At 36.5% G+C, this 17,029-nt stretch carries 19 protein-coding genes and 1 pseudogene; 7 read left to right on the top strand and 13 right to left on the bottom strand.

Annotated elements, in window-relative coordinates; translation table 11 throughout:
* Nucleotides 1-19: 19 nt before the first annotated feature.
* The 8 genes from SG0102_RS11720 to SG0102_RS11750 all read right to left on the bottom strand — a co-directional run bounded on the left by SG0102_RS11720 (nucleotide 20) and on the right by SG0102_RS11750 (nucleotide 5,001).
* Nucleotides 20-373, bottom strand: a complete 354-nt coding sequence (locus SG0102_RS11720) for a hypothetical protein (protein ID WP_125120098.1) — start codon at nucleotides 371-373, stop codon at nucleotides 20-22.
* 54 nt (nucleotides 374-427) lie between these two features.
* On the bottom strand, nucleotides 428-1,999 hold the full coding sequence (locus SG0102_RS11725) for a hypothetical protein (protein ID WP_125120099.1): 1,572 nt from the start codon (nucleotides 1,997-1,999) through the stop codon (nucleotides 428-430).
* Nucleotides 2,000-2,157: 158 nt separating this feature from the next.
* Nucleotides 2,158-2,769 (bottom strand): VanZ family protein, encoded by a 612-nt coding sequence (locus tag SG0102_RS11730; protein WP_125120100.1) that lies wholly within the window; start codon nucleotides 2,767-2,769, stop codon nucleotides 2,158-2,160.
* Nucleotides 2,766-3,236, bottom strand: a complete 471-nt coding sequence (locus tag SG0102_RS15775) for a hypothetical protein (protein ID WP_231999798.1) — start codon at nucleotides 3,234-3,236, stop codon at nucleotides 2,766-2,768. The genes SG0102_RS11730 and SG0102_RS15775 overlap by 4 nt, the downstream gene beginning before the upstream one ends.
* Nucleotides 3,237-3,253: 17 nt before the next feature.
* Nucleotides 3,254-3,673 (bottom strand): glycosyltransferase family protein, encoded by a 420-nt coding sequence (locus SG0102_RS15780; protein WP_231999799.1) that lies wholly within the window; start codon nucleotides 3,671-3,673, stop codon nucleotides 3,254-3,256.
* 497 nt (nucleotides 3,674-4,170) lie between these two features.
* The gene (locus SG0102_RS11740) at nucleotides 4,171-4,467 is read right to left on the bottom strand and encodes a hypothetical protein (RefSeq protein ID WP_125120101.1); all 297 of its coding nucleotides are present in this window, start codon (nucleotides 4,465-4,467) and stop codon (nucleotides 4,171-4,173) included.
* A 1-nt stretch (nucleotide 4,468) separates the two neighbouring features.
* Nucleotides 4,469-4,747, bottom strand: coding sequence for a hypothetical protein (locus SG0102_RS11745; protein WP_125120102.1), 279 nt, complete (start codon nucleotides 4,745-4,747; stop codon nucleotides 4,469-4,471).
* Nucleotides 4,744-5,001, bottom strand: coding sequence for a hypothetical protein (locus SG0102_RS11750; RefSeq protein WP_125120103.1), 258 nt, complete (start codon nucleotides 4,999-5,001; stop codon nucleotides 4,744-4,746). The genes SG0102_RS11745 and SG0102_RS11750 overlap by 4 nt, the downstream gene beginning before the upstream one ends.
* Nucleotides 5,002-5,693: 692 nt before the next feature.
* On the opposite strand from SG0102_RS11750, the gene SG0102_RS11755 reads away from it, so the two are divergent.
* The 5 genes from SG0102_RS11755 (at nucleotide 5,694) to SG0102_RS11775 (ending at nucleotide 8,464) form a co-directional block, all read left to right on the top strand.
* A complete protein-coding gene (locus tag SG0102_RS11755) occupies nucleotides 5,694-6,167 on the top strand; it encodes a hypothetical protein (RefSeq protein ID WP_125120104.1) in 474 nt (157 codons plus the stop codon).
* Nucleotides 6,168-6,269: 102 nt separating this feature from the next.
* On the top strand, nucleotides 6,270-6,737 hold the full coding sequence (locus SG0102_RS11760) for a hypothetical protein (protein ID WP_125120105.1): 468 nt from the start codon (nucleotides 6,270-6,272) through the stop codon (nucleotides 6,735-6,737).
* A gap of 121 nt (nucleotides 6,738-6,858) precedes the next feature.
* Complete coding sequence (locus SG0102_RS11765) at nucleotides 6,859-7,257, top strand: hypothetical protein (protein ID WP_125120106.1); 399 nt, start codon at nucleotides 6,859-6,861, stop codon at nucleotides 7,255-7,257.
* Nucleotides 7,258-7,259: 2 nt separating this feature from the next.
* Nucleotides 7,260-7,595, top strand: a complete 336-nt coding sequence (locus SG0102_RS11770; protein ID WP_125120107.1) for a hypothetical protein — start codon at nucleotides 7,260-7,262, stop codon at nucleotides 7,593-7,595.
* A 104-nt stretch (nucleotides 7,596-7,699) separates the two neighbouring features.
* Nucleotides 7,700-8,464, top strand: a complete 765-nt coding sequence (locus tag SG0102_RS11775; RefSeq protein ID WP_125120108.1) for an IS1 family transposase — start codon at nucleotides 7,700-7,702, stop codon at nucleotides 8,462-8,464.
* A 77-nt stretch (nucleotides 8,465-8,541) separates the two neighbouring features.
* Here SG0102_RS11775 and SG0102_RS11780 read toward each other — a convergent pair whose 3' ends face one another.
* Nucleotides 8,542-9,558, bottom strand: coding sequence for an IS1595 family transposase (locus tag SG0102_RS11780; protein WP_125118233.1), 1,017 nt, complete (start codon nucleotides 9,556-9,558; stop codon nucleotides 8,542-8,544).
* 505 nt (nucleotides 9,559-10,063) lie between these two features.
* On the opposite strand from SG0102_RS11780, the pseudogene SG0102_RS11785 reads away from it, so the two are divergent.
* Nucleotides 10,064-10,486 (top strand): annotated as a pseudogene (locus tag SG0102_RS11785) (ATP-binding protein); the annotation flags it as partial.
* Nucleotides 10,487-11,333: 847 nt separating this feature from the next.
* On the opposite strand, the gene SG0102_RS11790 reads toward SG0102_RS11785, so the two are convergent.
* From SG0102_RS11790 to SG0102_RS11800, 3 genes are read right to left on the bottom strand one after another with little or no spacing between them, the layout of a single operon-like run.
* Entirely contained in the window at nucleotides 11,334-12,278 is a 945-nt protein-coding gene (locus tag SG0102_RS11790) for a DMT family transporter (protein ID WP_125120110.1), read from the bottom strand.
* Nucleotides 12,275-13,153: an NTP transferase domain-containing protein gene (locus tag SG0102_RS11795; protein WP_170162786.1), complete on the bottom strand. Its 879-nt coding sequence runs from the start codon at nucleotides 13,151-13,153 to the stop codon at nucleotides 12,275-12,277. The genes SG0102_RS11790 and SG0102_RS11795 overlap by 4 nt, the downstream gene beginning before the upstream one ends.
* Nucleotides 13,146-14,906 (bottom strand): NTP transferase domain-containing protein, encoded by a 1,761-nt coding sequence (locus SG0102_RS11800; RefSeq protein WP_125120112.1) that lies wholly within the window; start codon nucleotides 14,904-14,906, stop codon nucleotides 13,146-13,148. The genes SG0102_RS11795 and SG0102_RS11800 overlap by 8 nt, the downstream gene beginning before the upstream one ends.
* Nucleotides 14,907-15,155: 249 nt before the next feature.
* On the opposite strand from SG0102_RS11800, the gene SG0102_RS11805 reads away from it, so the two are divergent.
* Nucleotides 15,156-15,557 carry a helix-turn-helix domain-containing protein gene (locus tag SG0102_RS11805; protein WP_125120113.1) on the top strand — a complete coding sequence of 134 codons (402 nt, stop codon included), beginning with the start codon at nucleotides 15,156-15,158 and terminating at the stop codon, nucleotides 15,555-15,557.
* A gap of 199 nt (nucleotides 15,558-15,756) precedes the next feature.
* Here the strand turns inward: SG0102_RS11805 and SG0102_RS11810 are convergent, their stop codons facing one another.
* Nucleotides 15,757-17,016: a CDP-glycerol glycerophosphotransferase family protein gene (locus SG0102_RS11810; protein WP_125120114.1), complete on the bottom strand. Its 1,260-nt coding sequence runs from the start codon at nucleotides 17,014-17,016 to the stop codon at nucleotides 15,757-15,759.
* Between the last annotated feature and the right edge of the window lie 13 nt (nucleotides 17,017-17,029).

The raw sequence follows: 17,029 nt of genomic DNA on the forward strand, positions 1-17,029 counted from the left end.
ATTGTAATACAATATATCATCAACAATTATTTAATTGGTGATATAGGAGTAATCTGAATAAGCAATTTACAGTATGAAACAAAAATAATAGAGAGGCCAGCGAACCAACCTCTCTTTGCTTCTTTGCTTCTTCAGCTGCTTTAGCATCTGCCTTTGCCTTCTTCGCTTCCAGCGTTGCCACTTCTTTTTCAGCCTTCTTCCGAGCAGTCTTCTTCTCTTTCAGGTCAGCCTTTAAAGTGTCAATGTTAGTGGTGATGGATGCAATCTCAGCAGTCAAGGAAACAATAGATTCCTGTTTCTCCGCGATCTGAGATGCGTAGTCTTTGGTGATATTGATTTTGGGACGGTTTTTGCTGCCTTTCGTTCTGAGCATTGGTGATAACCTCTTTTCTATATATTATGATATTTTTAGAATGGTACAGCAGTATTATGATTCAACCTCTATTTTTCCCTCCAAATCTCCGTTTGTACGATTTGAAATAATAGAATACTTTAGTTTTACTTTTTCCTCAGCATTTCGTTTTTTTAAGACCATTACCGGTCCCATCCAAATAGTCTCGTTAGCACGAAGAGAGCCAATTTCATATTGATATCCATTATCATCTTCCGGTTTTTTTATATAAACTTTTAATTCTTTTTCATAATCTTCTGCACCAGAATCTTCCTGTTGAGATCCAAACGGTGTTATAATCGGCATCCGAAGTTGTGTTGGATCAAATGGAACATAAAAAGCATTTTCTTCATATCGTATATAACTATCTTCGTTCATTTTCAGGAAATGCTCCACGAGTTTTTTATCGTATACAATTCCCTCAAGCCCCACACATTCTCCTTCACCACGAATTTCTGGATTGATTAGATTTTTGTCAGGCTGCACACATTCTGCGCTTTCATTTTCTATATGTATAGAAATCCTGATACTTGTATCTGTTTCATTTGAGTCATTCCTGACAGCCAACGAAAGGATTAGCATATCATCAAAAGTACGCGCGTACAAATCCACCAACTGAAGTGACAATAGTTCATTTTTCAATTTGCCAATCAAATCGAACTTTCTTTTCTCGTCTTCTGTTCCATCATAGTCTTCAGAATGATTGTAAATTATTGTTTTCGATTTTAATGCGCCGAGATCAAAGAATTCATCTGAAACTTCTTTTTCAAGATATTCTTTTAACAGTTTTCTAATCGTTTCCTTATCATCTTCTGCAATGCCCTTTTGAATCCATGCGCCACCTAATGTAAGCCTTAATCGCTCCATTGGATTCTCTGATTGTTCAGTCGTGTCAACTAATTTGGTTGATTTTGGAATGCTTATCTTCTCAATTTGTTCAAATAAATCCTCGCATTTTCTTAAAGATCTCACTCTATTTTCTGTGTAATACTTTCCAGTATAAATATTATACGGTATCACATTTTGAGTAATTCTATTACTCTCAAAATCATATCCACCAACTTGATAGTGTGCTCTACCACTTCGATTCACCCCACCCGCAAATAGAAAGGTGGTCACTGTCTGTGCAATAATTTGTTTAATTCTGGTACATTCTGTTTCTCGCGTTGCTTGTGTGAATCGGAATCCCGTCAACCTTCTATGTGATATATCAAACGGATAATCATCAGGATTTCCATACTCTGAATTATACAAGCATATTATACGATCCCATCCGAGAACTTTTGCGGCATAGCCTGTTTCCAATAGAACATTAGGATTGGGAGTTCGTTTTCTATTGCCTGTTAAATTTCCATTTTCATCAATAGCAGGGAAATCATTTATGATACTTAAATCAGCAATAAACAAATCACATTCATCGATTTTTCCAAAAATGCTTTTTGTTATATCAGGGCTTCCAGTTGTTCCCTGAGTTGCGCGATCTGGTTTTATGTCTGACACATCTCGCAAAATCTCACATACACCAGCGAGACAGTCATCAATAAATCTCGTCGTTTTGTTCGCAGATAAATCAGATTGCCACGAATAAAAAATTTTAAATTCTGACATATATCCCCCTGACTAAACTATTTATTATCTCACATCTTCGCCAATCATCGAATCTTTGATTCTCAAATTGTTGCCTGCTGCTCACCACGAAGAGGTGTGTGATTATCAGAGCAGCGTAGGGAGCTACCCCTTCCAGTATATCACAATTTCAACCCTTTTTACAGACGTTTTCTTGCCTTCATCATCGCACAATACATCAATCCGCCGATCATTCCACCGACTGTGTTATAGAAGATATCTAATAGTTGGAATGTACCCAAGCGAAGCAATAATTGCAACATCTCTATGCTTACTGAAAAGATAAATGCTATCTTTCCGCTGTACCACAGTATCTTCTTCCAGCCTTTCTCCATCTTCTCTTGGAACGTCCACGCCACTACTGCTGAAAACGGTACTATCATGATTACGTTCTCGATGCACTCAGTGGTCAGCTTCTGTTCACCGTTCTCTGTCTCCCAGATGCCCCAACTGCCCATGACATCGGATAAAGGATTCATCCACAGCTGACGGTTTAACAAGGTTCGGAACAGAATAAGTGAAGTCACAAACGCCAAGAAGAATAGTTTTCTGAAGAACACGTCCTCTTTGAACTTCTGATACCTTGTCATCATGGCAATCTTCCAGCCTTTTCCGGCTCTAATAGATTCATAGGCATATAGATAGAAAAACATGGCGAGGAAGGAAAGCAGGAGCGAGAATCCAAACGGCTCGTAGAGAGCTGTCAAAATGTTTGTGAGAATCTTCCCGAGTAAATCAATCGTTTCTTTCATCGTCGTTTACAGATTACTAAACAAGTCAGTCTTATACACGTCGTTCTCCAGCATTTTTTGAAGCTGTCCTTTACGGCTGCAACATCCTCGTGATAGGTCATACCGTACCAGGTGTCATTGGTCTTCAGAACATTCACAGACATCTTGCCCTGCTCCAGCAGTTCACCGATGAAGATAGGGATCAGATACTCTGCTTTCAGAGGATTGCCCGGGACTTCTTTCTCAAAAAACTCCTTGAAGCCCTCCTCCAACACATCCAAGAACTCTGGTGTCAAGCCCCACATGTTCATGGACACCAGAAAATTCACATCAACAACCACACCGTCTGTCTCTGCTCCATCTGCAGTCTTCACGATGTTCTTTGTTTCAACAACCTCTGTCAGATTATTCTGGTCGTCCATCTTGCAAATACCACGGGTCACACCGCCATTATCAGACAGCGTATTCTTCAGCACAAAGCCAGCCATGCAGAACTTGCCACCATTCACCAGATACTCATGGACTTGAAACCTTCCTTGCCGTAGTAATCGTCTACATTGATGACGATAAACGGAGTCTTGATGACCTTCTTCGCTGCAAGCACAGCCTGACCGGTTCCCCACGGCTTTATCCGGCCTTCTGGCAGAGTTTCCGGGATATCATTGATATCTTGGAAAACATAGTCAACAGTTACATTATGAGAAGAGCAAATGGAGGCAATGCGATCACCAATAACCTCTTTAAACTCTTTCTCGATATCCTTACGGATGATAAACACTACATGGTTAAAACCTACCTCAATCGCATCATGGATTGAGTAGTCCATAATGATATGTCCAGCATCATCCAGCGGCTCCAACTGCTTAATTCCCGTTCCAAAGCTGCTACCGATACCAGCAGCCATGATAAGTAATGTTGTTTTCATAGTTTTTTATACCTTTTTTCTGACAATATTCTTTTACCATAGGTTTCGTCCTTCACATCTCAGCCGATCCTAGTGTAGTGCGTCAGATTGTCATATGCTAGAAAATTTATTTATTTTGGTTGAGTGAGTCTCACAATATCCCCGCTTTTTTTGGTAGGCCTTCACATTATTCCTAACAGTTCCGCAAATTATTTCAATCCATAATATCAACTCGTAGTAAATAATGTATTAATATAAGATATCTGTATATAAAGCTGTTGAACAGCATCAAATTATTCGTAATGCAAGCAGCACTTTCTTTTTGAATTGCAATGCAGATTAAAAATGACGGTAACCGCAGATTATTTTAGGGATGACCGTCATTTTATAATTGATCCTTAAATCACTTTATTTTACTGTACGTGATGCATGCATTCGCTAACAAGCTCATCACTTTATTTTCAATTACAGATGCACATTGTTTTGTTCATGATATCAACTAGCGGGTTGATATACTGTCAAAATTGAATATCCGGATCATTATATACAATTCTAAGCATCTCTTCTATGATCTCATCTGAAGATGGAGGATAAGTGTATTTGCCGGCTTCATACATTAAGTCAACTTTGTCTGTAAGTCTTTCGATTTGAGTATTCAGGTCTCTAATTGCAACACAGAGCTCATCAATGTAGCATACTTCATCATGAACAGCGTATGTCATACTCTTAGTTTCTTTGGCAAGACTGCTAATCTGATCAACACTCTGCTGAAGAGATCTCATCTTTTTATTGATTTCCTTAATTTTATTACTCACGCTATGCTTGCTCCTCTCTTGTTTTTTTGGTTTCTGAAATAATAGCTTCGAGCATTCTGGTGTTCCTTCTTCCAAGATGTGCTTTGACTGTATTGTGAATTTCATAATCATCACTAAACAGCAGATAGGAGAAGTTCTGCACATAATGATCAATTAGAAAGTAAAACTGATCATTAGTCATGCCGTGGCTCTGGTAGAGGCCGATCGCAGAACGAAGCTCCTCAGTAATGACTTTTCGGGTTGAAGGGTAATAGATAATTTCATCAAGTGTTTTAATCATTCCAATTCAACCTCCTGCTGTGCCATCAGAATCGTATCTGTTCCGATAGGCTTTTCCTTGCGATTTGCGCCCTCAATAAGGGCCTTTTCAAGAATATTGTTCATCCGTCTTACGGAGCCGTTTCTGATTTCCCAGGCGGCGTTAATAGCTTCAGGAGAAAAGACTGGCTCACGGCAGCCGCATTCCTTGAGGCAGTGCTTCACATAGGCTTCGGCCTCCTTTTTCTGAAGCCTCTGCATATCGTAATTAATCACAACGCGCTGTCTGAGGGCATCATGCACTCTCTTGCCAAGAATACCGTTAAAACCTGATTACCCAACGAAAATAAGAATCATTCTGTTCTTGGAGTCAAAGTTAAAATTCAAAAGCATCTTAATGTCATGAAGAATAGCATTGTGTAAATACTGTGCTTCATGAATATTCTCCGGGTTTAGCACCATGTATCGCATGTTGAGCACCAGTGATATTACGGTAAGCACCACTAGCCGGTATCATCAATGACACCATGCATATTGATATCAGCACCACTTATTGCATTCATGACACCACCATTATCATGTTTGGCACCATTAGGCTATGTCATCAATAGCACCATACATATTGAAGTCAGCACCACTTGTTTCACACTTGGAACCTGTACTCTCATATTGAGCACCACTGACCTGTATCATCAATAGCACCACATATATTAGATCAGCACCACTAGTTGCATAGACAGCACTACCATTATCATGTTTAGCACCTGCTATCTATCTCAGTAATAGCACCATCAGTATACTTACTAGCACCTGCTGTTTAATTGGCAGCACCAGCAGTCTTATTTAAAGCACCAGTGAAATCCTTACTGATGCCTTTTATTTTGCTTTTTTCTCTTACCAAATTGCTTTTCTTTACTATCATATACTTGTGGAATTATCCACATGTATATGAAAGGAGGCATTTCTAAATGTCTAAAAAGATTAATGTGCGTACAGTTCTCAAAAAGCACAGACTGGGTCTCAGCGAAAACAAAATTGCTCAGACATGTCATATGTCAAAGCATTCTGTTAAGGCGGTTCTTGACAGATTAAGGGATATTGAATTTGATCTCGGCACCATTGATAACTACAGTAATGATGAGCTCTATTCCATGTTTTTCCCAACTAAGTACGAAAGCGAAAATTTGTATTTTAAAGTCAACTATGATTATGTTCACAACGAGCTCAAAAAGCCTTCGGTTAACCTTAGAATACTATGGGATGAGTATAAAGACTCTATTCCAGAGGGCATGTATCCCTATAGCTATCCTTCTTACTGTCGAGGATATTCTGATTTTGTGAATATCAATAATCTTACTAACCATATTGAACATAAGCCAGGTGAAACTGTGGAAGTAGAATGGAGCGGAGATCATATGCATTATGTGAATGAAAATTGGTGAATTAGTCACTGTGCATATCTTTGTTGCCTGTCTTCCCTATAGTCGCTATGCCTATGTTGAACCCACCCTTGATGAAAAGATGAACACCTGGATAGCTGTAATGTGAATATGCTGGAGTATTTTCATGGAGCGCCTAAACGGATTGTTTGTGACAATCTTAAGACCGCAGTTGTATCCCATCCTAAGGAAGAGGAAATTATTCTTACAGACCAGTATCTTGATTTTGCTGAATACTACTCTATGGCAATCATGCCGGCAGCCGTAAGAAAACCGAAGCAGAAAGCATCAGTAGAAAATACTGTTGGCAATATTGAGACATTCATTATTGCTAGGGCACGTAATATTACATTTACCTCTTTCAATCAACTTAAGCTTTATGTTATGGAGCGGTTCCAGAAATATAATGATCAGCCATTTCAGAAGCGTGATGGCTCAAGATCATCTGAATTCGAAGAAGAAAAGACTCGCTTCAGCCGCTTCCTAATATTCGCTATGAGATCGCAGAGTGGACTTATGGAAGAAAAGTTAACTTTAATAGTCATATTCAGTCCCTTATCAATACATTGGTAAATCAGTTGACGTTAAAGCAGGAACTGAAACTCTCTCATTCTTTTATAAAGGGAAGCGAATTGCTACACATCCTTTATTTCTTGGTAACGTCAAATATAAATACTCTACCCAGGAGCAGCACATGCCTGAAAAGTTTAAAAGAATGAATATGGAATGGGCTGAAAAGATCGGTCCTAATACTTATGAAGTTATAAATCGAATCTTCCTAAAAACAAAAATCGAAGAACAGGCTTATAATCCAACATTGGCTGTCCTTCGTTTAGGCGGTTCGTATTCCAATGAACGACTGGAAAATGCCTGTGGAATTGCACTTCGCAGTTTCATTACTCCCCGTCATAAACATATTAGGGATATTTTGGCTTCTAAGCAAGATCTGGCAGAAAAACAATTAAAAAATAAAACTATTGATGGCGTGGAATCCCATGATGCATCACTTGATGAAAACAAGGGACACTTAAGAGGCAGCGACTATTTTAAAAACATCGGTCAAAACAGCAATAAAAACGGAGGAAAAGACTAATTATGATTAACGAAGAGACAAAAACTAAACTTCAGGTGATGGGAATGGAAGAATTTGCAGATGGTATTGAAAGTCAGCAGCGTGCTGGTACATTTGATGCAATCCCCTTTGAACAGAGATTTGATAATCTTGTGGATTATGTTTATGAAGCCAAATATCAGAAAAAAATTGAAACTCTTAGAAGAAGAGCAAAATTAAGATTTCCTAGCGCAGATGTGCGAGATATCTATTATGAGGGTCGTGCGATCACTAAAGAATTAATCGCGAACTTAAGCACATGCAACTATATGTTTTCTCATATTGATATTAGTATTGAAGGACGTGTTGTTAACAAATAAGTGACTTTCACATATAAGCTCCGTATTTATCCTTTTCAAGCGATGTATTGAACATCAGGATATATGTATATTTGCTAAAATATATAGTACCTGGAGGTATTAATATGGAAATTCAAAACATTGCTGCTAACTTATCTAATATTAAACTAGATCAATTTCAAATTGAACAGATTCTTGATATGGTTGAGGAGTATATTGAAGCTAATGAAACTGCGTCTACACCTATCATAGAGCATTGCCCAAAATGTCCTGAAAAACATCCTAAAATGATCAAAGCAGGACACACAAAAAGTGGCAAGCAAATGTATAGATGTAAAAGCTGTAATAAACGCTTTGTAGCGGATACCGGTCAATTAACTTTCTATTCACATCAGAGCCTTTCAAAGTGGAAAGTTGTTCTTAAAGATACACTCAACGGTTTAGCTTTACGCGAAACTGCATTCAAAATCGGTGTGCATTATGTAACTGTATTTAGAATGCGTCATAAGCTACTTCATTTCATTGAAATGATCCTAGCTAATGATTCTGTAGGTGATGTAGCTGAAATAGATGAGAAGTACATCCTGGCGAGTCATAAAGGGACCAAGCTGGAAGGCGTTGATCCTCGAAAACATGGATCAATAGCACCGAAACCAGGCATAACTGATATTCTAGTATGTATTATGACCGTAGTTTCCCGAGGCGGAAATACATTTATTCACACCTATAATACCGGTCGACCTACTGACGTGAATGGCTATGAATTTTGTCAGCATATTGACAAAGAAAGCTACTGCTTTACAGATGGTATCAATATTTATGACTGGAGTCTGAAAAAACGAAATTGCGGCGTAAAGCATCTAAAACTCGACGTGTTGTTAACAATTTAGTGACTTGGTATGATTTTTAGTTGATAGCGCACAATTTAATATCTCTCTACGAGTCATAAATTCCATTAACTTTATTTTTACAGATCAAATATACTATTGCTAAACTTAAATATACTTTCTTTACTGAGTTGGCGAATGTAGAAATATTGCTGATGCTGTCTCAGCATCCCTAAAAGCTTTGTAACTTTCTCGCTGATATTGAGTTTTCTGAAATTATATTGGATCATAAATAACGAGTTATATCTATTTATATACTTTGTAGATATATTTCTATAATAGATGATTTCTGATTCAATAAATGAATGAAGTCCATTTACAGTATTCAAATGATCAGTTTTTGTATACTCATCGAGTTTTAGATGCTTTACGCCGCAATTTCGTTTTTTCAGACTCCAGTCATAAATATTGATACCATCTATAAAGCAGTAGCTTTCTTTATCAATATGCTGACAAAATTCATAGCCATTCACGTCAGTAGGTCGACCGGTATTATAGGTGTGAATAAATGTATTTCCGCCTCGGGAAACTACGGTCATAATACATACTAGAATATCAGTTATGCCTGGTTTCGGTGCTATTGATCCATGTTTTCGAGGATCAACGCCTTCCAGCTTGGTCCCTTTATGACTCGCCAGGATGTACTTCTCATCTATTTCAGCTACATCACCTACAGAATCATTAGCTAGGATCATTTCAATGAAATGAAGTAGCTTATGACGCATTCTAAATACAGTTACATAATGCACACCGATTTTGAATGCAGTTTCGCGTAAAGCTAAACCGTTGAGTGTATCTTTAAGAACAATTTTCCACTTTGAAAGGCTCTGATGTGAATAGAAAGTTAATTGACCGGTATCCGCTACAAAGCGTTTATTACAGCTTTTACATCTATACATTTGCTTGCCACTTTTTGTGTGTCCTGCTTTGATCATTTTAGGATGTTTTTCAGGACATTTTGGGCAATGCTCTATGATAGGTGTAGACGCAGTTTCATTAGCTTCAATATACTCCTCAACCATATCAAGAATCTGTTCAATTTGAAATTGATCTAGTTTAATATTAGATAAGTTAGCAGCAATGTTTTGAATTTCCATATTAATACCTCCAGGTACTATATATTTTAGCAAATATACATATATCCTGATGTTCAATACATCGCTTGAAAGGGATAAATACGGAGCTTATATGTGAAAGTCACTTATTTGTTAACAACACGAAACTCGATGAGTATACAAAAACTGATCATTTGAATACTGTAAATGGACTTCATTCATTTATTGAATCAGAAATCATCTATTATAGAAATATATCTACAAAGTATATAAATAGATATAACTCGTTATTTATGATCCAATATAATTTCAGAAAACTCAATATCAGCGAGAAAGTTACAAAGCTTTTAGGGATGCTGAGACAGCATCAGCAATATTTCTACATTCGCCAACTCAGTAAAGAAAGTATATTTAAGTTTAGCAATAGTATATTTGATCTGTAAAAATAAAGTTAATGGAATTTATGACTCGTAGAGAGATATTAAATTGTGCGCTATCAACTAAAAATCATACCAAGTCACTAAATTGTTAACAACACGTTGAAGGATGCTGTGGTTCTGGCAAAACATGGCTGGGCTGTGCACTTGCCAACGCCGCCATTAAGCAGGGAAAAAGAGTCTTATACATCCGTTTCCCTGAACTGCTTGAAAAGTACCATGAGGATAAGAAGACAGGCAAAACCATGATGGCTATTGCGAAGAAATATGTTAAATATGATCTGATGGTGATTGATGAATATATGATGTATGATCTGGATAAGGACGATTTATTCTTTCTTCTTGAATTAACAGAAAAGCGTTATGACAAGACATCAACAATTTACTGCAGTCAGTATAATAGTGATGAATGGTATGGTATTCTTGGAAATAGCGTTTTTTCAGAAGCAGTTCTTGATAGAATTGTCCATAACCTTATCAAGATCAATCTTGGCAATGCTAACTTTAGAGAGACTTTCACGAAACATTCCTAAATACTATTAGTCATAGGCGAGCTTCATTCCTGAAGCTCGCTACTTTTAGCTTCGCTAGGTGGTGCTCTGTATGCAACTGCAGTGGTGCTCACGAAAATACACCAGGAGCTTTTACGCGAGAATAATCACTGAGCTCTTAATCAATCAATTTCCTTTTCTTTTTCTTTAAGCTGACCCTGTAAAGATGCAGTATCCTGATAGCAGCTTCCTGAATTTTCCTTTCAGTTCCCTTATCCTTATTAGCAAGAGCTCATTGAGCATTTTTATAGATGCTATAGTACTGGTGATAGAGCTGTTTATACTTTTCGCCATTTTCTTTTTTCTTCATAGAAAAGCTTGAGCAAGTTATCAGTATTCATTGACATATTCATAAATCCTTTCATTGCTCTCTTTATACCATGAAACACTTGAAAGAAATGTAATATTTCCTTCATATTTCCTGTGCATAACCTCTTCAAGGGAATGATAGGATCGTGAATAACTAGCTAACTAAAAAAGAACATTACTTTAACTGTGTAGAGTCAAAATAATGTTCAAAAGCTAGAGAAGCCGTGAATAGTAACTATCCTCCGCAGGATTATGGGGGTAAGCTAAATCAATCTCATAAATTTGGTTAGTTATGTCTCACCCCATCAAATTTCGGAGAGCTGTCAAATAACCCCCCCGAGCATCACTGTTAGCAACAGGTACTGGGGGATTTCCGTTAAAAGTAATATTTATACGATTTAGAGAATAACCGTTTAAAAATAAAAAATCGTACTTATGCAGATTACATATTATTATAATTTAGAAATATGGATATTTAATCTAACTCTTACTTTGATTATCTCGAATCTTGTCTATCCTTCTATGAATTTTTAGTAAACAGTTCTTTGAAATCAGCTGCTGCTAATATACCGCAGATAATAACAATAAGTGTGCAAATGATTGTTAAAGGCTTAAGCAATGAGTAGTCATGCATAAAAATTACCGAAAAGACCACTGCCCAGGCCGCATAGGAGACATCTAAAGCCATAGCTTTAGAGGCACCAATCTTAGAAATCGCACGATAGTAACAAAGATAAGATGTTGTCGCAAAGAAAGCAGCGATTGCGATGACTGGTAATAACATGCCGCCTTTAACAGTGAATAATGTCGTAGTAAAATGCCAGCCGTGCATAATAGGTAAAATAACAATACCATAGAATAATGCTGAGGTTGTCTGTCTGATTTGCAGGGCGTATTCATCTTTGACAGCGTCATCCTGCATACATTTAGCGAGCACAACAGCTTCAATCCCCCAGCCAAAGGAACACATCAGGGTTCCTAGGATGCCTAACCAGAAGTTTGTGATATTAAGGTCAGGGGAATAACTTAGACCATAGACACCTAATAAGGTGATAATTAACAAAATCCAGCGATACCACTGCATTTCTTCTTTTAAGAAGAAATAAGCTAGGATAGCGCCAATAGCTGGGAAGACTGCACTGGCGACAGCACCGATGGAAGCACCCATGTATTTCACGGCTAAGACATAGCCGGTCATACCGACTGGGCCACCAATAATAGCAGCTAAGGCGACAAAGCGGCTACTTTTTGTTTTAAGAGCATGAAAAACATTTTTGATGTTGCCACGAAAAATATTAAATAATGTAGCCCAGATTGCTGAGCAGGCATCATGTAAGAATGTGCTGACAAAAGGGGCTAAGAAGATGGCTTCTTTGCTGCTGACAAAAGGGGTCATGGAAAGTGCGATGCCCAGGACAATTGTTTCAATGGCCCAGGTGACACCGGCAATTACACCATAAATCATAATACTTCACCTTCCTCTATCTTTTTTTCGTCATAAAGGTAATGATAAGTTTGATTGTGTACATGAAAGATAAAACCAATCGCCTCGTTGGTATCTGACTTGAGTGTTTTAAAATCATGAATTTCTGCCTGTGTAACATGCAATGCTTCTGCAATTGACTGAATAATAGGCGAACGGGTATTGTTCACATAGCTTGTATCAAAAGTGCGTAATTCGTCAAGACTGTCAAATTCAAAGATAAAATCATCAGGATATTTTTTAATCTTCATTTTGAGAACATCGAGATGTTCCATATAGATATCTTCCCAAAGTTTATCAGCTGTTTCTGGCTGATCATATTCTTTATCTAAGATATCCAAAAAGTTTTTACTGAATTCGTCACTCCAGAATGTATGACCCAACATGTACCAGGCATTTTCACCGCCAATGCTGACTTGACTGATATAACCGTTTTGATCTTCTTCTAGACACCATTCTTTAGTAGGGCCATTGGCATAAATGGCTGCATAATAACTATCTTCATTTTCTAAAGTGAATGGATTTTTGGTAAAATAGTTATCAGCTGAGCAAATATAAGAATTAGCTAAAACATCTCTGGCAGTATGAATACTGGCATTGTTATTACGAGTGTTGTAGTCCTTGTTATAAAGGAGCTTAACACCGCATTCCCTTTCTAAATAATTAAAATCTTCATGCTTATAGCCGGTTACAACATAAATATCATTGATGCCAACTTCCTTTAGCTGACGAATCTGACGTTCAATGAGAACTTCTCCCTTGACCGTAATCAAAGCTTTAGGTAATTCATAAGATAATGGGGCAAAACGGCTTGATGTACCGGCTGCCATAATAACGGCGTGAGCTGCTTTATACATTCTTGATTTCCTCCTTGAAGATCTTGTAGTAATCTTTGGCATAGCGATACTGTGCTAAGGAATATTCACCAAATTCAACACCTTTATTGCGTTTAAATTCGCACCAGTTGCTCCATAATAGTCCACAGCAGGCAATGTAGCAGTAGATCTTCAAACGTGTTTCCTGTGGGCACTTATCTTCAAAATAAATATCAATCAGCCGATCGACATGTGCACGATCATACATGGCATAAATACAGAACATGGCAATATCAACATGAGGATCCTGCATGCCGGCATATTCCCAGTCAATCAGATCGATTTTTTCCTGACCTTTTTCGTCAGTTGAAATCATAAAGTTATCACAAACAGCATCGATATGAGTAAGACAATATTCAGAAGGATGGGCATCGATATATTCCTTTAATTCATAAACTTTCTTTTTGGTGTCTTCATAGTCATTGAAGATTGAAGGATTACCTTCCCACAGAGTTTCATAGAATTCCATGTGTTTGAAAATATCAAAGGTATGATTAACCTGGAGTTTCATGTTATGGAAGTCTCTGAGTTTTTTCATGCATTTTTTTAAATCATCAATGTTATCTGGATCACAGTTACGAGAATTATTAATAAACTTAGTGATCTTATAGCCACTGGTTGGATTGATATAAATGTTGTCATCACAAAGACCTTTACCTTTGATGGCCATATAGACATCATATTCTTCCTGGCGGTTAACTAACTGATCGGTACCTTCACCGGGAATTCTCATAATATATTTTTGATTGTTACATTCAAATAAGAAAGAACGATTGGTCATACCTTTCTTAAGAACTGAAATGTTTTTGATATCTGAAGGTTTTACGTTAAAGGTATAGACAATTGTCGAAATTGCATCATTTTGCAGTTCATCCGCCTGGTTATCAATGTTTCTTAACTGTTCATAGGTATCAATTTCATAACATGTTTCAGGTTTGACAATTTTACCAATGACATGATTATTATTTGTGAATAGGGCTTTTTCCCAGTAGACAGAGTCATATTGTTCATCCTGGCTCATTAATTGTAAGTTATGTTTTAAAATTTCTTCAGATACACCAGTCACATAAGAAATACCGACCATTTTTAATGGTGAGGAGTTTGTTTTTACAATGTGTAATTGCTTGTTAACAGTATAATGCCCATTTTTATCTTCTGGCTGATCTGCCATCATATACCAGCTGCAGATTTCTGAAGATGAGTAGGGATTAAAAGTTGTATACACATCGCAAGGAATGATATAAGAGTTATGAATATACTTATAAGCTTTATTCAGAGAAGCAAGATTATTTTTTGTGGCATAATCTTCATTATAAATAAGGGTGACGTTGTATTGATCAATAAGATATTCATACATTTCTTTAAGGAAGCCAACGACAATATAAATCTTATGAATACCAGCTGCCTGGAGATCCTCAATTGTTTTTTCAATTAATGGCTTGCCATGAATCGTCAGTAATCCCTTAGGCTTAAGTGTATTGATGGGAACCATCCGCATACCATAACCAGCTGCAAGAATAATGGCATTGTCAGGTTTAGCCTGTATAAATAAATCCAGCGCTTTTTCTGTTAACTTTCCGTCAGTATCAAGATAGGATTCAGCAGTGAGCTGATTGATATAGCTGTTGACACTGCCTAAAGACATGCTTAGAGCATTTGCTAATTCACGCTGTGAAAAGTCTTTTTCTTTATGTGTATTCAAATATGTAAGTATTTGATAGTATTTTCCGTTCATAAAATCCTCCTGTTCAAATATATGTAAAATTAAATCTAAATGAACAAAAATATTATAAAACGAATAAAAGATATGTCAATATTTAAAATTTTTTGTGAGTCAATGTGTGTGAGTCAAACATGATATTGTCTTGATGTACCAAGAAAGAAAGTGTCCTGAATGATAGATTCAAATAAGTATGTTAAAATATCCTCCTAACATTACTATTAGACGAGAAGGTATCACGTGAGAAAAGTTGGGTTAAATTATATGGAAGAATACAAATACAAAGCTATTAAAAAGCTAGTAGACACAAACGGAAACAAAAAGAGAGCGATATTAAAGCTTCATTGCACACTCAGAAATGTGAACAGATTAATCGTTAGATACAAACAAGAAGGAAAGGCTGCTTTCCAGCACAAGAGCAAAGATCGTAAGCCTGCTATCGCTTTTTCTGCCGAAATGAAAAAACAGATTATTGCTTTATATAAAGACAAATACAGCGATACTAACTTTAGACATTATACCGAGATTGTTTTTGAGGAACTTGGTGTGAAGATTAGTGATACGACTGTGAATAAGTGGCTTAGAGAGAAAATATTCTTTCGCCAAAAGCTCGTAAAAAAACAAAGAAGCAGCAATATAGGCTTCAATGATAAGTCCCTGCTGTAATGCGTCACTTTATGGTGCTATATTATTTTAAATAATAACGCACATTATATTAAGTTGATCAGGTCCGATTCCCTGAACAATTTTTATAATGTGCGTTTTTGCTTCATTTTATTTTAGTCATATGAGATTATGATATTGATGATGTACTATAATTATGACAACCTTAGATACCGGGATTTTTCCACTATAACAAATGCATTTACAAATCAAAAAAATCCACAAGCTTTTTAGCTGATATCATTCTTGTATCTTCGTAAAATTGTGGCATCAATCGTTTCCGCTCTTCTTTATAATCATCAAAGTTAGTTATTATGCGCTCAAGTGCATCATAAAACTCCTTTAACGATTTTACATGTGATCCTGCCCAATAGTCTATTGCATTATTAGGAATAAAACCACCTCTTGATTTTTTGTATTCCTCATAATCATCGACAGTAAATATCATAGGCTTATCCAATAACATATAATCTGCTGAAATAGACGAATAGTCTGTTATAAGTGCATCTGTGAGTTTAATAAATTGGTAAAGCTGTACATTAAGCTGATGTAACTGCTCATCTTTCAAAAAAAGTATATTATCATAATTTTCACAAAAAACTGGAAGATCCAATTGTAAAGGATGTATCTTCAATATAAGTACTGTTTGCATCCTCACTAAATATTGTGACAGGTGCATCAGTTGTTCTCTAGTATACACAATTGGCAAGTGTGTCTCTGTTTTCATATAGTCCTCTGAAATTTCTTTATGATTAGATTCTCTAAATGTCGGCATCCAAAGTAACACTTTTTTATATGAGCTTAATTTGTATCTGTGTTCAATTTTTTCTTCTATATTCTTATCAAAACACATTAAGTAATCCAGCCTTGGCATTCCACAATGGATAAATTTTGCACTTCCAAAGTCTTCAAAACATGGATACAACTTTTCTGAAAGATTACTCGTCACTGTTACATAATCAGGCTTTGTTTTATCTACTTGTGCTTTCTTTCCTGCTTTATATCCTGCAAACCCATGCGTCAAATAAACTATCGTTTGATTGCTTCTCTTGTCTAAATTATGCATCACATTGCTATGATCATAAAAGAAGAACCTACATGTAGCCAAACATTTGCTCCACTTTAAATCAACTTTTCGCGGGAATTTTTTTACAAATTCTGTATTTGGAAAGCCTCCATTTCTTTCAGCATATCTTTTCGCACTTTCAATATCATTAACCAACCAATAGACTTTATATTTTTTTAAGTTGCCATTGCAACGCATATAGTCAAAAAGTGCATATGCATTATCTGTCAAATCACCTTCACTCTCAAATACTAAAATATCTTTCACAGGAGTAAACTGATATAGTCTATACAGCAATCTATTCATACTAATAGCCAAATGTACTTGTAGCGCTTTTACCAAACCAATTACACCTTTTTCGCTGGTCACTTTAATAATTTTATTTATAGAATGCATCTAATCATTGCAC

The organism is Intestinibaculum porci, assembly GCF_003925875.1.
Taxonomy (GTDB): domain Bacteria; phylum Bacillota_I; class Bacilli_A; order Erysipelotrichales; family Coprobacillaceae; genus Intestinibaculum; species Intestinibaculum porci.

Bases quoted from the DNA above. Each gene is read 5' to 3' on its own strand.
- SG0102_RS11720 (WP_125120098.1), bottom strand. From the start codon at position 373: ATGCTCAGAACGAAAGGCAGCAAAAACCGTCCCAAAATCAATATCACC.
- SG0102_RS11725 (WP_125120099.1), bottom strand. From the start codon at position 1,999: ATGTCAGAATTTAAAATTTTTTATTCGTGGCAATCTGATTTATCTGCG.
- SG0102_RS11730 (WP_125120100.1), bottom strand. From the start codon at position 2,769: ATGAAAGAAACGATTGATTTACTCGGGAAGATTCTCACAAACATTTTG.
- SG0102_RS15775 (WP_231999798.1), bottom strand. From the start codon at position 3,236: ATGGCTGGCTTTGTGCTGAAGAATACGCTGTCTGATAATGGCGGTGTG.
- SG0102_RS15780 (WP_231999799.1), bottom strand. From the start codon at position 3,673: ATGAAAACAACATTACTTATCATGGCTGCTGGTATCGGTAGCAGCTTT.
- SG0102_RS11745 (WP_125120102.1), bottom strand. From the start codon at position 4,747: ATGATTAAAACACTTGATGAAATTATCTATTACCCTTCAACCCGAAAA.
- SG0102_RS11755 (WP_125120104.1), top strand. From the start codon at position 5,694: ATGTCTAAAAAGATTAATGTGCGTACAGTTCTCAAAAAGCACAGACTG.
- SG0102_RS11765 (WP_125120106.1), top strand. From the start codon at position 6,859: ATGCCTGAAAAGTTTAAAAGAATGAATATGGAATGGGCTGAAAAGATC.
- SG0102_RS11770 (WP_125120107.1), top strand. From the start codon at position 7,260: ATGATTAACGAAGAGACAAAAACTAAACTTCAGGTGATGGGAATGGAA.
- SG0102_RS11775 (WP_125120108.1), top strand. From the start codon at position 7,700: ATGGAAATTCAAAACATTGCTGCTAACTTATCTAATATTAAACTAGAT.
- SG0102_RS11780 (WP_125118233.1), bottom strand. From the start codon at position 9,558: ATGGAAATTCAAAACATTGCTGCTAACTTATCTAATATTAAACTAGAT.
- SG0102_RS11790 (WP_125120110.1), bottom strand. From the start codon at position 12,278: ATGATTTATGGTGTAATTGCCGGTGTCACCTGGGCCATTGAAACAATT.
- SG0102_RS11795 (WP_170162786.1), bottom strand. From the start codon at position 13,153: ATGTATAAAGCAGCTCACGCCGTTATTATGGCAGCCGGTACATCAAGC.
- SG0102_RS11800 (WP_125120112.1), bottom strand. From the start codon at position 14,906: ATGAACGGAAAATACTATCAAATACTTACATATTTGAATACACATAAA.
- SG0102_RS11805 (WP_125120113.1), top strand. From the start codon at position 15,156: ATGGAAGAATACAAATACAAAGCTATTAAAAAGCTAGTAGACACAAAC.
- SG0102_RS11810 (WP_125120114.1), bottom strand. From the start codon at position 17,016: ATGCATTCTATAAATAAAATTATTAAAGTGACCAGCGAAAAAGGTGTA.